At 58.7% G+C, this 17,792-nt stretch carries 16 protein-coding genes; 12 read left to right on the top strand and 4 right to left on the bottom strand.

Annotated elements, in window-relative coordinates:
• Positions 1-175 precede the first annotated feature (175 nt).
• From AB7531_RS08025 to AB7531_RS08055, 7 genes are all read left to right on the top strand, one after another.
• Complete coding sequence (locus AB7531_RS08025) at positions 176-1,486, top strand: aromatic ring-hydroxylating oxygenase subunit alpha (RefSeq protein ID WP_063986111.1); 1,311 nt, start codon at positions 176-178, stop codon at positions 1,484-1,486.
• 10 nt (positions 1,487-1,496) lie between these two features.
• Positions 1,497-2,021 carry an aromatic-ring-hydroxylating dioxygenase subunit beta gene (locus tag AB7531_RS08030; protein ID WP_063986112.1) on the top strand — a complete coding sequence of 175 codons (525 nt, stop codon included), beginning with the start codon at positions 1,497-1,499 and terminating at the stop codon, positions 2,019-2,021.
• A gap of 47 nt (positions 2,022-2,068) precedes the next feature.
• Positions 2,069-2,218, top strand: a complete 150-nt coding sequence (locus AB7531_RS08035) for a hypothetical protein (protein ID WP_187387936.1) — start codon at positions 2,069-2,071, stop codon at positions 2,216-2,218.
• A gap of 66 nt (positions 2,219-2,284) precedes the next feature.
• Entirely contained in the window at positions 2,285-3,604 is a 1,320-nt protein-coding gene (locus AB7531_RS08040) for an MFS transporter (RefSeq protein ID WP_354102275.1), read from the top strand.
• A 593-nt stretch (positions 3,605-4,197) separates the two neighbouring features.
• The gene (locus AB7531_RS08045; protein ID WP_187387937.1) at positions 4,198-4,614 is read left to right on the top strand and encodes a GFA family protein; all 417 of its coding nucleotides are present in this window, start codon (positions 4,198-4,200) and stop codon (positions 4,612-4,614) included.
• A gap of 200 nt (positions 4,615-4,814) precedes the next feature.
• On the top strand, positions 4,815-5,720 hold the full coding sequence (locus AB7531_RS08050) for a helix-turn-helix domain-containing protein (RefSeq protein WP_084794980.1): 906 nt from the start codon (positions 4,815-4,817) through the stop codon (positions 5,718-5,720).
• A 199-nt stretch (positions 5,721-5,919) separates the two neighbouring features.
• On the top strand, positions 5,920-7,794 hold the full coding sequence (locus tag AB7531_RS08055; protein ID WP_187387938.1) for a winged helix-turn-helix domain-containing protein: 1,875 nt from the start codon (positions 5,920-5,922) through the stop codon (positions 7,792-7,794).
• A 374-nt stretch (positions 7,795-8,168) separates the two neighbouring features.
• On the opposite strand, the gene AB7531_RS08060 is transcribed toward AB7531_RS08055, so the two are convergent.
• Positions 8,169-8,903: a response regulator gene (locus AB7531_RS08060; RefSeq protein ID WP_063981286.1), complete on the bottom strand. Its 735-nt coding sequence runs from the start codon at positions 8,901-8,903 to the stop codon at positions 8,169-8,171.
• A gap of 497 nt (positions 8,904-9,400) precedes the next feature.
• Positions 9,401-9,721, bottom strand: a complete 321-nt coding sequence (locus AB7531_RS08065; protein WP_063981287.1) for a YdhR family protein — start codon at positions 9,719-9,721, stop codon at positions 9,401-9,403.
• 1,443 nt (positions 9,722-11,164) lie between these two features.
• Here AB7531_RS08065 and AB7531_RS08070 point away from each other — a divergent pair.
• From AB7531_RS08070 to AB7531_RS08085, 4 genes are all read left to right on the top strand, one after another.
• A complete protein-coding gene (locus tag AB7531_RS08070; RefSeq protein ID WP_063981288.1) occupies positions 11,165-11,974 on the top strand; it encodes an SDR family NAD(P)-dependent oxidoreductase in 810 nt (269 codons plus the stop codon).
• A gap of 410 nt (positions 11,975-12,384) precedes the next feature.
• Entirely contained in the window at positions 12,385-12,549 is a 165-nt protein-coding gene (locus AB7531_RS08075; protein WP_187387939.1) for a hypothetical protein, read from the top strand.
• Between the two features lie 187 nt (positions 12,550-12,736).
• Positions 12,737-12,886 carry a hypothetical protein gene (locus tag AB7531_RS08080; RefSeq protein ID WP_187387940.1) on the top strand — a complete coding sequence of 50 codons (150 nt, stop codon included), beginning with the start codon at positions 12,737-12,739 and terminating at the stop codon, positions 12,884-12,886.
• A gap of 771 nt (positions 12,887-13,657) precedes the next feature.
• The gene (locus AB7531_RS08085) at positions 13,658-13,882 is read left to right on the top strand and encodes a hypothetical protein (protein WP_049832042.1); all 225 of its coding nucleotides are present in this window, start codon (positions 13,658-13,660) and stop codon (positions 13,880-13,882) included.
• A gap of 91 nt (positions 13,883-13,973) precedes the next feature.
• On the opposite strand, the gene AB7531_RS08090 is transcribed toward AB7531_RS08085, so the two are convergent.
• Together AB7531_RS08090 and AB7531_RS08095 are read right to left on the bottom strand one after the other, a co-directional pair.
• On the bottom strand, positions 13,974-15,377 hold the full coding sequence (locus tag AB7531_RS08090) for a tyrosine-type recombinase/integrase (RefSeq protein ID WP_354102273.1): 1,404 nt from the start codon (positions 15,375-15,377) through the stop codon (positions 13,974-13,976).
• A 956-nt stretch (positions 15,378-16,333) separates the two neighbouring features.
• A complete protein-coding gene (locus tag AB7531_RS08095) occupies positions 16,334-16,969 on the bottom strand; it encodes a MarR family winged helix-turn-helix transcriptional regulator (protein WP_063981291.1) in 636 nt (211 codons plus the stop codon).
• Positions 16,970-17,585: 616 nt separating this feature from the next.
• Between AB7531_RS08095 and AB7531_RS08100 the strand changes: the two genes are divergently transcribed.
• Complete coding sequence (locus AB7531_RS08100) at positions 17,586-17,762, top strand: hypothetical protein (RefSeq protein ID WP_187387941.1); 177 nt, start codon at positions 17,586-17,588, stop codon at positions 17,760-17,762.
• Positions 17,763-17,792 lie beyond the last annotated feature (30 nt).

A 17,792-nucleotide genomic window follows, 5' to 3' on the forward strand; every position in this document is an offset into this window, starting at 1 on the left:
GTATCAAGACTGCCACCCAAGTGTAACCAGCCTCAATCTAATTTGGTTGATCTGCAGCCGAGCTTCTCCGTCGGGTTGCTCCGCTGGAGTCGCCAAGAACAGGCACGTCAACAAGGTGACGTTCCACGCATCGATCGAAGTCCTACTGGTCGGCCATCACAACAAGGAGCAAGCGATGGAACATCAAGAACTGGACAATTTGATCATCGATGATCGAGTGCGGGGAGTTTTTCGCGTCAACCGTCGCGCCTTCACCGACGTCGCGGTGCTGGACTACGAGCGTCGGGAAATCTTCGATAGGTGTTGGCTTTACGCCGGTCATGAATCGGAAATCAGCAGTCCCGGCGATTACGTCACGCGCAAAGTCGCAGGCCGGCGGCTTCTGATTGTTCGATCTGAAATCGGCGAACCGAAGGCATTTCTCAATAGCTGCACGCACCGCGGCAACGTGGTGTGTCGAGAGAAATCAGGCTCGGCGCGGGTATTTTCTTGCTTCTATCACGCCTGGACGTTCAACGCGCAGGGCGAGTTGATCGGGGTTCCCGGTCAGGAGTCCTATACGCCGGCCTTCGATAAGAAGGAACTGGGGTTGAAAGAGGTCCCTCGATTTGAAAGCTATCGCGGGATGATGTTTGTTTGCTTCGACGCGCAGGTTGCCGATCTCAAAACTTATCTCGGTGAGGAGACACGCGAAAAGCTTGACTACATGATCGATTTTGGCGGTGACGAGGTCGAGATCGTGCCGGGTGCGCAAGCCTACAGCATGAAGGCCAATTGGAAGCTGCTTGTCGAAAACAGCATCGACGTCTACCACGCGATGTCGACGCACAATCGCTATTTTCGTCAATACCTGCCAGATATCGGAGTGGGCAATGAGGGCTGGGTTGCGCCGACGGCGATGACAAATCAGACCCGCGGCGCGGCTCTGGGTGGCGGCGGGCATTCGATGGTCGAAGGTCCAGTGAGGCCGACGCCTTTGTCCGTGTTTGCCAAGGAAGAACTCGCCGAAATCCGGTGGGAACTGGACGTGAAATTTGGTAAGGAACGCGCCCACCAGATCGCGGACTACAACCGCAACCTCTTCATCTTCCCAAATCTTATTCTGGTCTCGTTATGGCGCACGGTTCGCACGTTCTATCCGATCTCGCCAGGCTATATGGAAGTCGACGCGTGGGGGCTCCTGCCAAAGGGCGAGTCGCAAGAACTACGCCAGAAACGGTACGAAAATTTCCTGTCGTTTCTCGGGCCGGCCGGCTTTGCCACACCTGACGACGTTGCAGCCTTGGAGGGTTGTCAGAGCGGCTTTGCGACCAACCAAGAATTGCAGTGGTCCGATATTTCTCGAGGCATGGGACGTGAAGTGCCATCGTCGACCGACGAACTGCAGATGCGGGCGTTTTGGCGAAGGTGGCATGCGCTGATGCGAGGGAAACGCGGACTGACCGATTGTTCCGATCGTGCGGAAGGCCTTCAGGCCGCAGTATAGGAACATCACCATGCAAGGAGAAGCAAAACCTGACCTCTCGCCGGTATTGGCAACAAGGCCGGTTGCGGTCGAGGAAGTCGAACGATTTCTCGTCAAGGAAGCCGCACTTCTTGACGAGTGGAAGCTCAACGACTGGCTCGATCTAATGACCCCGGATGCACGCTATCTGATACCATCGCCGGACCAGCCGGCGTCGGACCATCGTGAGGCGCTTTTCCTGATTGCGGACGATATTAGGAGCCTGAAGTCCCGGGTCAACCAGTTGCAAGGGCGTTCCGTGTGGGCGGAAAACCCGCGGTCCCGCACAAGGCGTCTTGTGACTAACACGCGCATTCTTGAGACGAATGGTTTTGAAACGACGGTCACAGCCAATTTCGCAGTCTGGCGCTTTCAGCTCGACGAGACCGTCACATATGTCGGCCGCTATGTCCACATTCTGGTGCGGGGACCGTCGGGTCTACTGCTCAAGGAGCGGCGTGCGATTCTGGACATGGAAACACTACGGCCACACGGGAAGCTTAGCTTTATTCTTTAGTTCTGAGTGCCGGTGTCTCCGGCAGAGAGTCCATACGCAGAACGATAATGATCCGTTACAAGAAACAGGGATATGTCGAACTGAACGTAGCGACCTCGAAAGTTCGCGAAGGTTCCACCACGATGTCTTCGGTTCGCGATCTGCACATGGCGCAAACTGGCGAAATCGAGGTAGCGAAAATACCTGCCCGGGCGTGATGCCAGACTGACGGTGGCTCGGAGGCGTTAGTCCGGCGTTCGTCGCTCACAAAAAAAAGCAAAAACATGAGTTCTCAAAAATGGTGGAGCTTGCCTGTGCCCGCGGCTGATCGGAGGCTGTTTTCCAATCCTTGGTGGATCGTATTCGGCGCCACGATGGCGATGCTGGTTGCACAGGCGCCCATAACGCTTTTCACGTTTGGCCTCTTCATAAAGCCGCTGGGGGTCGAGTTTGGATGGGATCGGGCGCAGCTATCTGCCGCAAGCGGCGTGGGCGCCGTGTTCTCTGGGCTCGCCACACCCGTCACAGGGATCATGATGGACCGGTGGGGCGTGAAGCGCGTCCTTATTCCCGTTATCTTGCTTTTCGCTGCAAGCGTCGGCGCACTCGCGCTAACTCAGTCCTCAATTGCGGTGTTTACCGTTCTGATGGCTGCAACCGGACTGTTCGGCGCGGGACAGGGGCCTCTGGGTTACGTCAAGTGCATTTCGGGCTGGTTTGACGACAAGCGCGGCCTTGCGCTCGGTATTGCGGTGGCGGGCATAGGCCTTGGCGGCGCGCTAGTTCCCGAATACACACAGTATCTGATTAGTGAATTCGGCTGGCGCTACGCTTACGTCGGATTGGCTGCCCTGCTGCTGTTGATCGCGCTGCCAAGCGTTGTCTTTCTTATCCGCGAACCGACCGAAGGCGTCACCGGAAGTGCGCATCTTGTCGATTTGGACAGCCTCGCACCGGTCGAAATCCTTCCGGGCTTGGACATCAACGAGGCGTTGACAAGCGCCAAGTTCTGGATGTTGGGCGCGGCTATCCTGCTGGTATCGACGGTCGTGAACGGCATGGTTGTGCATACCGTTCCACTACTGACCGATCATGGTTATTCACCGGCGGCCGCTGCAGCATTACTGGCCGCCGTCGGCTTGTCGACGATGGTGGGTCGAATCTTGGCCGGGTTCCTCGTGGACTACATCTTTGCACCCTATGCTGCCGCGTTCCTCTTCGTGCTGCCGTGTGTCGGCATGTACCTGCTCGGAAATGCGATCGTTCCCGTGATCGGCATCATCTCACTTGGGCTGGCGTCCGGAACCGAAGTCGACATGATGGGCTATATGACTTCGCGCTATTTCGGGCTGAACCGCTTCGGTCTGATCTACGGCTGCCTATTTGCGATTTTCGCAGCCGGCGCGGCACTGGGACCGTCCATTCTCGGCTTCACCTTCGTGAGGCTTCATTCATACGCGCCGGCGATGATCGGGTTTGGCGTCTGCCTCATCGTGGCAAGCATTCTCGTGTTGTGCCTGGGACCTTACCGATACCCGACACACAAGCGGACACAAAGGACCAAGCCGGTAACGGTGACTAAAGGAGAGCCGCAGACAGATTAATCGAACTCGGAAACGAGAACGACGGCCGCCGGTGGCGGTCGGAAGGTGGAGCCATGTGCACATGTATGACGTTTTCGAGAAAGCCCGTAAGATGAGGGTCGCCCGCGTGTCTGGGAGGTAGCCGACAAGATCATGTTCCCGCCTTGCTCCGGCATCCCGAACGGCCCGCGATCGAACGATTTGTCGGTACCCGAGTTGTGTTCCAGGCGATCGTCGTGGCTGCAAATCGAGCACTCGAAGCTGGCGATGTGACGACAGGGCGCGATCGACTCGGTTCGGCTGAAGACTGCGCCACACTGGCAGGATCGGTTATGGGATTCTGGCATCCCTTTTTCGGCGGTCAAATTGACCGCTATGAAGGCCAATCGGAAAGAAGTAAGGCCGCCTCAGTGGGCGCCTCTTTTATTTCGGATGTCGCAGGCGCTTCTTCTTCGGTGCCGGGGCATGGTCGATCGCTCAGTGATCGGCTTTGACCCCGCCGGCAAGTGTTGGCGTTGTTACGACATATGACACCGTATTCCCGCAAATTGTAGCCTGTTTGAAATGTCAGCCCACTATCCAGCTTCTAATGCGAATGGATGAGAGCTTCAAGAATGTCTTCCAATAGAACTGCTCACTGCTGCTGTGGGGCGCTGAATGTGCAGACAACTGGAGCGCCAGAACTGGTTGCTGCCTGTTGCTGCGGAGAATGCCAGCGTCGCACCGGATCGATTGTCTCCGTCAGCGGCTATTGGAAGCGCAACAATGTAGTGACGTCCGGTTCGGCAAAGCGCTACCTGCGCAAAGGACACGGTGGCAGAGATGTCGAGCTCTACTTCTGCCCCGCGTGCGGCTCCACTGTTTACTGGTTGCTTCCTGACCTCAAACCTGAGTGGGTGGCAATTGCCGCAGGGATGTTTGGCGACGCAAATTTCCCAAGTCCTTCGATGTCGGTATGGGAAAAAACAAAGCCCGACTGGTTGTCTATACCAGCCGATGTGCATCTCGATGGGCAACCTCAGGAAGTATAGGGAACGCTTGCGAGATCGCCGCGGATCCTAAACTTTGCGTGAAGCGCGGGTGATCTTAGTGCAAGAAAGCAGCCCCTGAGATAGACCCGGCGTGCGAACTCATTGGAAAAGCCGACCACACCGGCCACAGCAGGAATCTTCAAGATTCGTCGCTCGCATGAGTTAAATCGCGGTCCGCAAACTCACAACGGATTGGAAATATGACAGGTCCCGAAGGTCTGCAGATGACCCGGCAAGATGGCGGCTTGCCAAGAACAGTTGCCGCCGGCACGCCTCCGGGCGAGAGCGGCGTCGCCGTTTTCAGGGTAGGGTGCCAAGGCGGTTTGTCCTTCAGCGCGACCCCCACAAAGCACCTGATTTGGTTCCCGACATCGCCGCAGGTGCGTTATGAATGCCGGATGGCTGGTCAAGCTGTGGACCACGTACCACGAACCGGAACGCTGGCCATCACCCCTGCAGGAAGCGACAGCAGCGGTGACGCGGTGGGAAATGCCGACCTCATTCTCGTCGCGATCGACCCCGGCCAGCTCGCGCTGGTAGCAGCCGAGGCATCAGCCCCCGGAGCGCAACTGAGCGATTTCTTGTTGGGATATGACCATGCGCTATTCGATCTTGCGCGCACCTTAGCACTCGAGAGCGCGGGGGAGTACTCGAGTGGACCGCTGTTCTGGGATGAGGTTGCGAGCGGCTTCCTCGACAGTTTGGTAGCCCGTCACAGTTCGCCATTGAAAAACGCGATCCGCGGCGTGCTGGGCAAAGACGTGCTTGGGCGCATCCGCGAGTACGTGATGTCTCATCTCGACGAGGCTATCGAGGTCGCCACCCTCGCACAGATAGCGGGACGCAGTCCGTTCTACTTCACTCGCATGTTCACCCGAACCGTGGGCATCGCGCCGCACCGCTACATTGTCCATCTGCGACTTCGCCGTGCGATTGAGCTTATACGCAGTGGTCAATATGCATTGGCTCAAGTCGCACTCTGTACTGGTTTCGCCGATCAGAGTCACCTAACACGCTGGATGCGGCGGGTTCATGGCGTCTCCCTTACTCAACTAGGGACTGATAACGGAACTCGCCGAGAAAAACAGTCAGCGAGTTCACGGTGAAAGTGAGTGCGTCGCTCGAGATAAGATCACGCCGCAGTTCTATCCGGTAGTTCATCGGCAAAGATAACTTGGATGGGCGCTCTGGCATGAGAGTTAAGTTGTAACCGGAATGGCAAGCCGAATCGGCGACATCGTTGCGACACGCGTCCCGGCCGATTGTCTCGGCCGAGAGTACGAACTGAAGCTCCTGGAGCGTCTCTTGGTCGACGACGGTCCCGTGATCGCGGGCGTGTACGGGATTGGAGGCATCGGCAAATCAACATTGCTCACGGCCTTCGCGGCACGCGCGCAACAGCTCGGCGCAGTGGTTGTCCACCTCGATTGCCGAGTGCTTGAGCCGACTGAGCGAGGGTTCCTGAGCGAACTGGGCGCTGCGGTCGGAACTGATTTACGGAACCCTGACAACGCCGCGCATGCCCTCGAGCTGCTCGGTCGGCGTGTCATTCTCATGCTCGACACCTACGAGCGTTTTCGTTTGATGGACTCCTGGCTACGACAGGTGTTCGTCCCGTCTTTAAGCGACAATGTGCGGATCGTACTCTGCGGGCGCGATCCAATAGTGGCCGGCTGGTCGACGGCGCCGGGCTGGCACGACCTTACCGTCATGCTTGAACTCGACACGTTAAATGATGGCGACGCCCTCGATCTGCTCGAGCGGTCTCAGGTGTCCTCCGCCGATGCGCGGCATATCTTGCGGTTAACGCGAGGCCATCCGCTGGCTCTGAAGCTGGCCGCCGCCGCAGTCTGCGGCAAACGCCGTATGGTCGACCTTGAATCGGCGGTGTTACCGCGCGTCGTGGAGGAGTTGACGCAGCTCTATGTTGCGGAGATCGGCGACTCGTTCACCCGGCGGGTGCTCAATGCAGCATCGGTCGTGCGGCGCACGACGCTGTCCTTGCTGAGCGCAATGCTGCCAGACGCTCCGCCACAGGATGCGTATGAGCGGCTGCGTGCTCTTCCTTTTGTGGCGATGACCCGCGAGGGGCTGCACATACACGACACCATGCAGCAGACGATTGCCGCCGCCCTGAAAGCGGCGGATCCCACCACGTACCGAGAGCACCGTCGTGCCGCCTGGCGGCGGTTGCGCGCGGAATTTCGCAACGCCGGGGCATCGGAGGTGTGGCGGTACACCGCCGACATGCTCTACATCATCGAAAACCCGGTGACGCGTGACGCGTTCTTCCCGCCCAATACGCACCTTCTCGCGGTGGAGACGGCCAGTCCGGCTGACGGACCTGCCATCGAAACGATCGTGGCTCGTCATGAAGGCGATGAGGCCGCGGCCTGGCTGCTCGGATGGTGGCGACGTGCGCCACGGGCCTTTCGTGTCGTGCGCGATCAGCAGGGCACGCTCACCGGCTTCTATGTGCTATTCGAGCCGTCGAGCTTCGTTTGCGACGTTGCGAGCGCGGAGGCTGATCCGGTCGTCGGATCATGGCTCGCGCACCTTCGGCGCATTCCCGTTGCGCCAGGCGAGCGCGTCCTGTTCTGCCTTCGTTGGCTGGGTGCCGCCAATGGTGAGGCGCCGTCATCGGAGCAGGGTGCCGTGTGGCTCGACATGAAACGTTCGTACATGGAGATGCGGCCGCATCTGCGTCGCATCTATATCCCGGTGGTCGACATCGTGACATATGGGCCGATTGCTGCCGGGCTTGGATTTCGTGTGCTTGAGGACGCCGGCGCCACCCTTGACGGTAAGGTGTATCACACCGCGATGCTCGATTTTGGGCAGCAATCGGTGGACGGCTGGCTCGCAGGTCTGGTGGCGACCGAGCTCGGCATTGAAGACGATCAGCTCCTTGATGTCGATGCACGCGAGCTGGTGTTTGGTGGGGAGCGCGTACCGCTGACGCGGCGGGAGTTCGCGGTGATGCAATTGCTGATCGAGCGTCCCGGAACAGCGATTACCCGCGACACGCTGCTCGATAAAATCTGGGGAGCAGACTACGACGGCAGCAGCAATGTTGTGGATGCGGTCGTTCGGCTGTTGCGCAAAAAGCTGGGGGCGCGCTCATCCTACATCGAGTCTGTCAGCGGCTTTGGCTATCGATTCAGACGACGGCAAGATTAGCTGCATAGGGATGACTTCCCCAGTTTCGAAAAAGCATCGGTTCATCAAAAGATCTCAATGCGCGTCACGTGGCATTTCTCTCCTACCGACATGCATCAGGAGATGGCAGCGCACTTGCGCTGCCCCCGGCTCGAACGATTAGCGGTCTTGGCGAGCCGGTAGGCGGTCGCGTTAGCTTCTTCGATCCGCTGCACGATGTGCCGTGCCCGGGGGCTGCAGGAGGTCAAATCCCGGGTAACGGACATGGTCCACGGCGCCCCGATTAAAGCATGGCGCAATGCACCCGCTGCGGACAATCCGCCGATGCCAGCGATCTGTGGCCGCGCGAGAACGGTATTCACCGAGAAAGTCCGGCACCGCGGTCGCTCAGACCTTCAATATGGTTCTGCCGGGAGGGTGAATTCGTAGCCGACGCCACGCACGGTCTTGATCGCGCGCGACGTTCGCGGATCGCGCTCCAGTTTGCGCCGCAGCCGCAAGACCTGGACGTCGATGCTACGATCAAAGATGTCTTCGTGGAGTCGCGTTGCTTGAAGCAGATGATCGCGCGTGAGAGAACGTTGTGGTGCCTCGAGAAAGGCCAAAAGCAAGGCATATTCACCCTTGCTCAACGCGACCGGTAATCCCTCGGGATCTAAGAGCCGTCGGTCGCGACGTTCAAGTCGCCAGCCGTCGAATCTGTATCCACCGCGTTCCGGATGGCGGACTCTTGCGACGCGGCCTATTTCTTGTCGCCGCAAAATGGCTCGGACCCGCGCAAGTAATTCTCTCAGGCTGAAGGGTTTGACAACGTAATCGTCCGCACCGAGTTCAAGACCGACGACGCAATCGCTCTCATCGAGGCGATGACCGGTCATGATGATGACTGGCACATCCGAATGGGAGCGAAGTTCCCGCAGGAGATCGAGGCCGTCGTCGTCGCCAAGCCGCAGGTCAAGAATGACCAAACTGGGGTGCGCTCTTGCGAAGTGACGATTAAGTTCAGCTCGGTTGGAAGCGGCGCTCACCGGGATATCTCGTTCCTCGAAGTAACTGGTCATCATGTGTCGAAGCTCCTCGTCATCATCGACCACAATAATGTGACCCGTCTTGCGCAAAGTTCCGGTCATGCTACGAGCGCCTCCAATGGTGCCAGAGACATAAGAAGCACCATCTCTCATCTGTCATTTACTCTCGCTAGTGATTGATCTGATCTCATCAAAGCATTCGATCTTGAAGAATGTTGCTCCGATCCGATCAAGGTTTCAGATCTTGAAGGATCACGAAGCCGAAATTTGCCGGAGGCGCTGCAACAGGAAACGAAAGGCTCTGAGAACAGATAGGTTGAACATCAGGCCCTCCGGCAGTCGGTCGTGCTGCCGGGCGATCTATCGAGGCGGCTTCGTCGTCACACCGGACCAGGTTTTTCAAGTGACGTATAAACTCGGACATCTTGCTTCGATCTGAGAGTCGTCGAGAGACTCAAGTTGCTTTGCTGATGATATTCGAGCGTCAACCTGCCCTCGGAGGATATGGGAGCCGTTCAGCTTCACTGAACCTGAACGGCTCGATTTGCTGGGTTTGCCACGCTTCTGCGGAAAGGGCGGCGTGCCCTTTCTGGAAATGCTTATGACGCCTGGATCGCCGGAAGCCCGCGGGTCAGTCGCGTGGGCGCTTCGAGGATGCCGAAGTCCTTGCTCGTGATGTTTGTCAAGTTTGGATGCGCGGCCACGAAGGCTGCCACTTCTCCGGCCCTGTAAGCGTCCATCGCGGCACGATTGGTCCAGATATAGACGCCGCCATAGGTATTAGCGGCCGGATCGGCGAGCCAGTACTTGGTCTGCAGACCCGGAATTTCAGCGAATGTTAGCGCCAATTCGTGACTCAGGGCGAGATAGTCCTGTTGGGTTGCATTCTCGAGATTGAAGGTAACGATCTGAATGTGCATCGGAGGTCCCTTTCTTCAACTGATCTGCAGGCGTCGGCCGTGGTAACGTAGCGCGGTGACACGGCTGGGCCCGGGCTCTCGGTATATGACGTGATGCCGAAAGTCATGACGCGGTCATGAGAGAAAAATGAAACGAGACGGTAAGCCCGCCTGCACCGAGTTAGTCCGAGGTCACATTGAAGTGTGCACGTTGTAGCCCTCAAAGTTACTGGAAGCGGTCATTCAAAGAGGAGAGGCCTACTTGCCCTTCTCAGGAAAACTGGGCTGCCTAATATCGAATGACGATAATTGAGAAGGCGCTAACGCGAGTTCTGTTTGCCGCGTCGCCCGGGCCGGGCGCGAGTTGCGTGGAGAGATAGGCGCTCACATATGCCGTCTGCATTTCACTCTGGCGGAAATGAACACGGCGACTATCTGTTATGCATGGCTCGTCGCACCAGTCACCCACCCCGGCTTATCCTTGAGCGTCGATCTCGTGTCGTCATCTCGCGAGCGGGGCTTGCGGTGAACGCGGGCAGTGTTGGGGGGGAGAGTGCAGGCAGGGCATGTATTCTCTGTTAGCCCGAGGCTTGCTGCCAGATGAGCGGCACGATCAGGTCGTCCCGCCGGCAATATTCCTGCAACGTCGACAAGGCCGGAACATTAGGCGGCGAACAGGCGAGCCGTGCGTGCGGCAAAACCGTGTGGAAACTATTATGACCCTTGTGAGCACCAACGGCCCAATATGAGGACGAAAACACCGCTCAATTATGGGCTCTTTCGGAAGTATGCCTTTAGAGCAACGCTGCTGGGCGCCGTTGAAATGAGGCGCAGCTTCTCATTGAACTGACAGAATTGTTATTTGAGGAATGGTCCGTCGCTCGGGAAGCGCGAACCAGACGTCCTTGAACAGCTTAAGTCGATTGCTGACACCAAGAAAGATCAGAAGAAGCAACCGCTACCGGGGCCAGAGGGTCCGGATTGAACGGCGCGCAGATCACCGGCTGAACCAGCGCTGCGCGGCGAGCCGCATCGGCTCAATCTCGACGCGACTTGCGGCGATGGAGTCCAGCGGAATCACCGTGCGGGCAGGTCGCACTCGGCAACGAGGCGCTGCTACTGGCCAAGCCGGGGGACAATCCGCAGTTCCGAGATTACCCAGACGGGTATGCTGCGGAAATGCCAAAATAGACGCGAATGCCCCATTTCGTACCTCAGCGGAAAGCCGCGCTTCGTTTCATTTTCACCAAGAGCTTGTTCGGCCGGCTACAAACGCAGCCACGTTTTCCGAGACTGAAATCGTGCGGTAGCGCAGCCGGCCCAATTTAGGCGGTACCTATCGGCAGCGGGAATCCGGCAGATAAGCAGTCCATCTATTGGAGAGGGAAAGCATGTGCGAAGCCGGACGAGGGCGTGATCGCCGCCATCCTTGGACAACGGACAACATGGAGATGATCTTCCGCTATGGATTTGCGATTGCGAGGAAAGCGTGCGTTAGTCACGGGTAGCAGCATCGGCTTGGGAGAGGCGATCGCGCGAGCCCTTGCTGCAGAGGGTGTTGCTGTTGCGATCCACGGACGCCAACCGGAACGTACATTCGCCGTTGCGGCGGAAATCGAGGCTCATGGCGGCAGAACTGCCGTTGTTCTCGGAGACCTCACGGTCGAAGACGAAGCGCGTAACGTCGCTAACAGCGCGATCAAGCAGCTAGGCGGTATCGATATCCTCGTTAACAACGCAGGTGGACCAGGCGATAGGCTGTTCTGGGAGGAGACGCAAATACGCGCTTGGGCCGAGTCTTACGATCGGAACGTTCTGGTTGCTGTTAGAATGATCAATCATCTTCTGCCGCCGATGCGGCAGTCTGGCTGGGGCAGAATTGTCAATGTCTCGAGCGTGGCTGGTGTGATGCCTCAGCCTACGGGCCCGGACTACGCAGCAAGCAAGGCCGCGATCAACAATCTCAGCCAGTCCTTGACCAAAGCGCTCGGGGCATCGGGAGTGACGGTCAATACGGTTTCCCCCGGCATGATTCTCACGCCGAAGCTGGAAAAAGTACTTCGTCAGATGGCAACTACGAACGGCTGGGTTGCCAGCGGCGCTTCATGGGAAGAGATTGAGCGGGTTTTTTTGAAAGTTTCACAGGTTCCCCTTGGCAGAATTGGTCGCGTTGAGGAGGTCGCGCACGCCGTCGTCTTCTTGTGCAGTTCGATTGCCAGTTACATCACCGGAGCGGACTTACGAATTGATGGCGGGGTCGTACCAACTCTATAGAGCAGCCCTTTGATCACGGTTGGTTGCTCATCAGCCTGTGACGGCCGCCAGCCCGTACCGGGCCGCCCACTGTGAATTTACGGAGGACCTTAAGTTACGGGACGGACGTGATTAACGACGCGCTGTTGAGCACTCATCGCTATGCCGCGCGAGAAAGTAAGCACTCGCTGGGACCAATGAGGTGATCGACGAAGGATGATTTTCGTTGCAGTGCGTGAGTCCGCAAGTGGCCCAAAGCCGGCGTGCAGCAATGTCGGCTTCAACGTCGCCCTCTGAGAGCAATGCGGACGCGAGACTTGCAAGGGTTCCTTCACCTTGATCTAGGGATACATCCGAATAGGCAATAGCCGAACATCGCTTCGCGCTGGAGAGTGAGGCCGCTGCTGCTGGGGGCGAACCGGAGATATCCGATGGGTGCGGCAGGCCGGCGCTTTGCGCATATGAAGAGAACTCTTCGCGTCCGGGCGGTCGTTGTTGGCGTGCTGGAAGGGTTGCCGTTTATCTGCCCGGTGGTGGTCGCAATCGGCTCGCTGGTCATGATCGGCATCACTCTTTACAAGGATTGGCCGCAGTGAGCCGCGTTACACGGCCGGAGTTGCTTTTGCGACCTCAGTATTGAGGTGTTCCTCTAGGCGGGCCGACGACCATACGATCGTTAATCTCTTCTTTGTGGATTGCGCGCGCAAACTTCTATATTTGCAGCTTTCAATAGTGCGCACTCAAATCGAAGGTGCTTCTCTGTGGAGAAGGAGAGGCTGATCGATGACCCAGTTCAATTCTGTCTTTGTCGCGATTGCTCTGGCGCTCACTGCCTACTTTGCCGTAGCCGCTTGGCAAGCTACAGCAGATGATCGCCGCGATCAGGCTTATATTCATAGGATGGAACCATCTGCGGCGTTAACGCAACAGTAGCGGAGGAACGTGCATCGGCCATCATTTGTGAGCGGTCAGGGTGTCTCAGCCCGGCTAGGATCGCCGCGATGGCTGGACGAAAACCGATCTTACCTAACGATGTTTTGCTAATAGTTGCGATCAACGTTGTCGTCGCGGTTGTGGTCTATTACTTGATCGTACTTTGGGGATTGATGGAGGGCTGAGGCAACAATCGGACAGGCGGGTGAGCCTGCCAACCTCAACGTGACTGGCTCACGTGCGGCCTCCCACATCACAATTAAACCGTGATCCGGCAACGGCCGCTGCAGCGCCTTCGCCTCGTCCCAAGGCGCGCGCATCCAGATATCGCAAGCCTCGACAGCGCGGTGAGAAAGTATTGATGGCGCCGTTTGTGTTCAGACTTAGCTCATCCGCGCCTTGGTATCCCGCAACCTCCGAACGTAATAGCCTTGTCTCTGAACGGCCAACCTAATCTCGTCGCTGACCCTAGAAACTCTTCTTTTGCTCTTCCGCCATTTGCTCGATGAACCAAATGCCGGGATCGGAGAGCCTTTGCTTAAGACCAGAAAATCACGTTTATGATTGAAATAGATTTCAAACATCTTTACCCCCGACCGACTAGCTTAATGTCTCGGACGTCTGCACGGCAATTGATGTGCAGCGCGGTAAATCTGCCGCCGAACTTCAAATCTAGACGCGATCCGACGCAAGCCCGCCCCCCTGTGAACAGCGGGGATGATGCTGCGCAATTAATCCTCCAGCAGCAATTTCTGCTTGTATGTTGTTCGCATGTCACGCTCACACACCCGCTCTCTTCTTGATCAGTACGAATTAGTGATCGACGAGATCGTCGCCGATTGTGACGGTGACGTGCGTGGCGCGCTTATGGCATTGATGCTTGTCAATGAGCAGCTAGAGCAACGATTGGAGCGGTTAAGCGCTCAATTAGATGATCAGTCAGAGGATCATCCGCCAAAGGAATTTGTTACTGGCCGCCGCGGCTCGCTCCACTGAAGAAATCTTTCTCGAGTATGAGCGGCCGCCGACGAGAGTAGTCGGGGGCGAAGCCCGATTAAAGCGTTGGATCGGGCTCCCACATGGCCTGCTAGGCGATCAGGCGAGGAAGCCGTAATCCGGTCTCCGCTTGCGTCGCAAGCTGCTGGGTGCCGATGATCCGCCGCAGTTCCGCCGCGACGCCCTCCAGCACCGCGCGCTTCTCCTTCATCCGCTTGGAATGGTTGTAGACCTTGCCGGTGACGGTCGGCACGACGACCTCGGCCTTCTTGCTCGCGGCGTGGTCGAGACATTTCGCGATCCACGCATCATCGAAGCCGAGGTCGCCGGCCAAGGTCGCCGCCGTCCGACGCAGGTCGTGCGGCGTGAACGGCTTGAGGCCGAGCAGTGCGCAGATGCCGGGCGTCCTCATCTTGCCCTTGCGCTTGTCGCCGCGCAGCGCGTCCGCCATCGCCTTCCGATGCAGCGGCTTATCGCCGAGAGGGGAGGCGAAGACGTATTGCTTGTTCGATCCCCGCAAGGCTTCCTTGATGATCTCGACCGCGAGACCGGAGAGGGGCTGCTGGATCACCCGGCGCTTCTTGACCCGCTTGAGGGGCACGTCGAAGCGAGGGTAGTCGCCCGCGAGGTCGAAAAGCTCGTCCCGGCGCGCGCCAAGCAATTCGCGTGACCGCAGCATGGTGACCAGCTCGAACTTGAGAGCGAGCCGCGTCCGACGGTCATAGGGGAGGTCGTTGCGGTCCAAGCCGTGCCAGAACGTCCTGATTTCATCCTCGGACAGGACCCTTGTGCGTGGATGCTCGGGGTCCAGCTTGGGCAGGTTGACGCAGGGGCTAGCCGTCACATAGTCGCGGCCCGCCTCCGCTGCCCAGTTGAACAGGCCCGAGGCCGCCTTACGCATGTGCCGTGCGTTGCTCACCGAGGGCTTGCCGAACTTGCCCGCGACGATATCGTTCGACAGCGTCGCGATGTCGTGCTTGGTGACCTCCATAGCGAGCTTCTTGCCGAGGCGGGGGCGGATGAGGCGGTTGAGGTGGCTTGCCGTGTTCTCCCACGCCTCCAGCCGGGGCCGCATCTCGCCGTCCGGCTTCTTGACCGGCGTCTTCATCCAGGTGATTCGCTCGTCGATGATCTCGGCGACGGTCTTGCCGCGCTTGGCCGTCGCGGTCTTCTGGTCGCGGAAGGTCTCGGCGAGCGCCTCGCCGCCCATGGCCTTGAGGCCGTAGACCTTGCTGCGGGCATCCTCGACCGTGAAGGTCTCGGCATTGTAGACGCCAAGCCACCCGGTGCGTTGCTTGCCGGTCTCCCGGTCGGTGAACTTGAACGAGAAGGTCGCCACCCCGGCCGTGGTGATGCTGACGTACAGGCCAGGGCACTTACGGTCGTAGAGCTTAGTCCGTTTGGCAACGCGTTTCTCGCACATGCGGTCGGTCAGAATGGCGCTGCTATTGCGGCCCCGCTTGCCGGCGGGGGAGGGGGTGATGTTACTATCCATGTGGTTTCGGCTCCTAAGGCTTGGGACCAAAGGGCTCGGCCTTGGGGCTTTCAGTTTGTCGTGCGGACGCTGAAAGGCTTAGGGCCGGGCCCTTATTTTGGTGAAGCCCGCTGAAACGGCCCGCATCAGGGTAGTCGAAAAGCGCTTGTTTTATAGGCTTTTCTTAGTTTCGGCGTGTTTCACCGAATACCAAAATATAGACGTGTGGTCCTGGCCGTCGTTGCTACGGTCAAGTGCTTTGCGAATGCGGCAGTCGCGTCAACCGGCGCGGTGCTGGTGACTTTTGCAAGCGTGAGGGAGGCCAGAAGGAACTCGGCTCCCGGGAGAGCACGGCATAAGCCGTCCAACCACTGCGCAGGGAAGGCCGAGTGATTGGCACCACCTGTATGCTGCTGTGCGGTTTCCTTGCGTTACCTTTCGCGCAGCGGACCGCGGGTGCGAGGTCAGCACCCGGCCTTCCCTGCGCCCTCTTGGCTTCGAGGGTGGAGTGACCAGGCAAAACTCGGGCGAAACATGCCGCGAGGATGCGAAGGCGTGTCTGCGACCAGGCACTCGCTGTCGTCGCCCGGCTTGACCGGGCGATCCAGTATTCCAGAGACGGCTGTGATTGAGCCGAGAGGCCGCGGCGTACAGGATTCCCCCGCTTGCCGCCTACGCTAAAGCTTCGGCGGCCCTGGACCTCAGCCCCGGCGAAGCCTTGGCGTAGCCGGGTCGCGGGGAACGACAGGGGTACTTGGAGGACGACGCCGATGTCTCATACTCCGTCATTGCTTTGCTGCGCTCGCAACGACGTGGAGGGAGCGTGCGCCACTATGCTCCCGTGCTTGGTCAGCGCGTCCGGGAGACCGGAGGAAACGAGTGTTTCAAAGAACGATACCGCTGAGAAACTTTACGCAAGCGCCGGCGATCGCATTCGCCCGAAACTTGCGCGTTCCATCACGTCGCGAACTCCCGCCTCATCCCTGGCTCGCCATGCGCGCGCGGTCGAGATGCCCCTCGATCTTCGGGCGGTCGCGGGTGCGCTCGAAGCTGGTGCAGAGGAGCTCGGTCTCCTCGAGAGAAACCGGGGCGCGGTACAGCCGGCACATGAATTCGGCGCTCGCGCGTCCCTTGCCCGCGCCGGGACTGCGTTCGGCGAGAAACATGCAGTCGCGGCAGATGCTGGCATCGAGCCGCTGATGGGCCGCGTCGAGATGATTGAGGATCTCGCGCAGCGAGTCGCGCAGCCTGACGCATTCGTCGGTGCCGAGAGACGTGACCGCGTTCACCACGTGATTGATCGGGTCGTGCTGGCTCAGGCATTTCTCGCCTTGCGCGGTGACGTGCAGCACGACGGACCGCTTGTCCTCGTGCGACGGCTTTCGCACCAGGAAGGACTTGGCTTCCAGCGTCTTCACGATCTGCGATGCCGTGGCCCGGGTCGCGCCGATGAAGCCGGCCAGCGCGGACGGCGTGCGCGAGAACCTGTTGGCGCGGTGAAGAAAGCGCAGCGCCATCCATTCCCGGTCGCGCAACCCGTGCTGATTGCCTTCGAAATACCAGGCTCTGGCCGCCTGAACCAGCAGCTCGACGGCCTCGCGTGCCAACGGCATAAATTCCTACCTTGCCCCGGATATCACGTCTGCGGCGCCCCGGAGCCGCCTTCCGTCGTTGCGCACCAGTCCTTCGCGAGAAGCCGTACCAACCACAACATCCGACACATGCGCAGAGCCAGGCTCTCGCGCGAAAGCACGGACTGTTCTGCCGCCGAACTCGACAGATGGACCCTGCGAGATACGGCGCGAGAAGCTGTGTCGATGATGGTGTGCCAATCGTGGCGTCGTCGAACGAAAGCCCGAGTTGCCGTCACAGCCGGACGATGGATCGGTATTGTTCAACCGTAGCCCCTGAAGTTCAAGTCACACGCAGACGTTTCTTGTATTCCATCGAAACGATGAATGAGCTTCTCAACAAAATCAAGTAGAGACGCTCCCGAAGACTGGCTGTCGCTCGAAGCGATTGTAACGTTCAAGACAATCTCGTTCGTCAGGACACATGATGGTGATCGTAATACGCAGTGTAACAAGCTACTTGCACGCAAATGTGCGACGGTTTGATTGCACGCCTGTTGCTGTCCGCCGTTGATGCAAATTGATGGAAGCTTGTGCATGACGGTGACGCGCAGCGGCGCGTCATCCACAACTTGCGCGATCCGTCACAGAATCGGCAATGGAACTCGTAGAGATTGCACGCAGCGGTTGTTGTGATAATGACAGCGAGACGGGTTCGCCGGATCGCTTTCGCCTCGGCGGCGCGATCTCCACTGAACGGCCGATGCTAGCGCGCGACGGAAAGCAGCAGTTGGCGACGGGTGCGCATGCGCCGGAGGCGCAGCGGTATGCGTGATCGACTGTCGCGATAATGAGCAGGTCGACG

This window comes from Bradyrhizobium sp. 63_E2_N1_3 (assembly GCF_052076005.1).
Lineage (GTDB): Bacteria > Pseudomonadota > Alphaproteobacteria > Rhizobiales > Xanthobacteraceae > Bradyrhizobium > Bradyrhizobium barranii.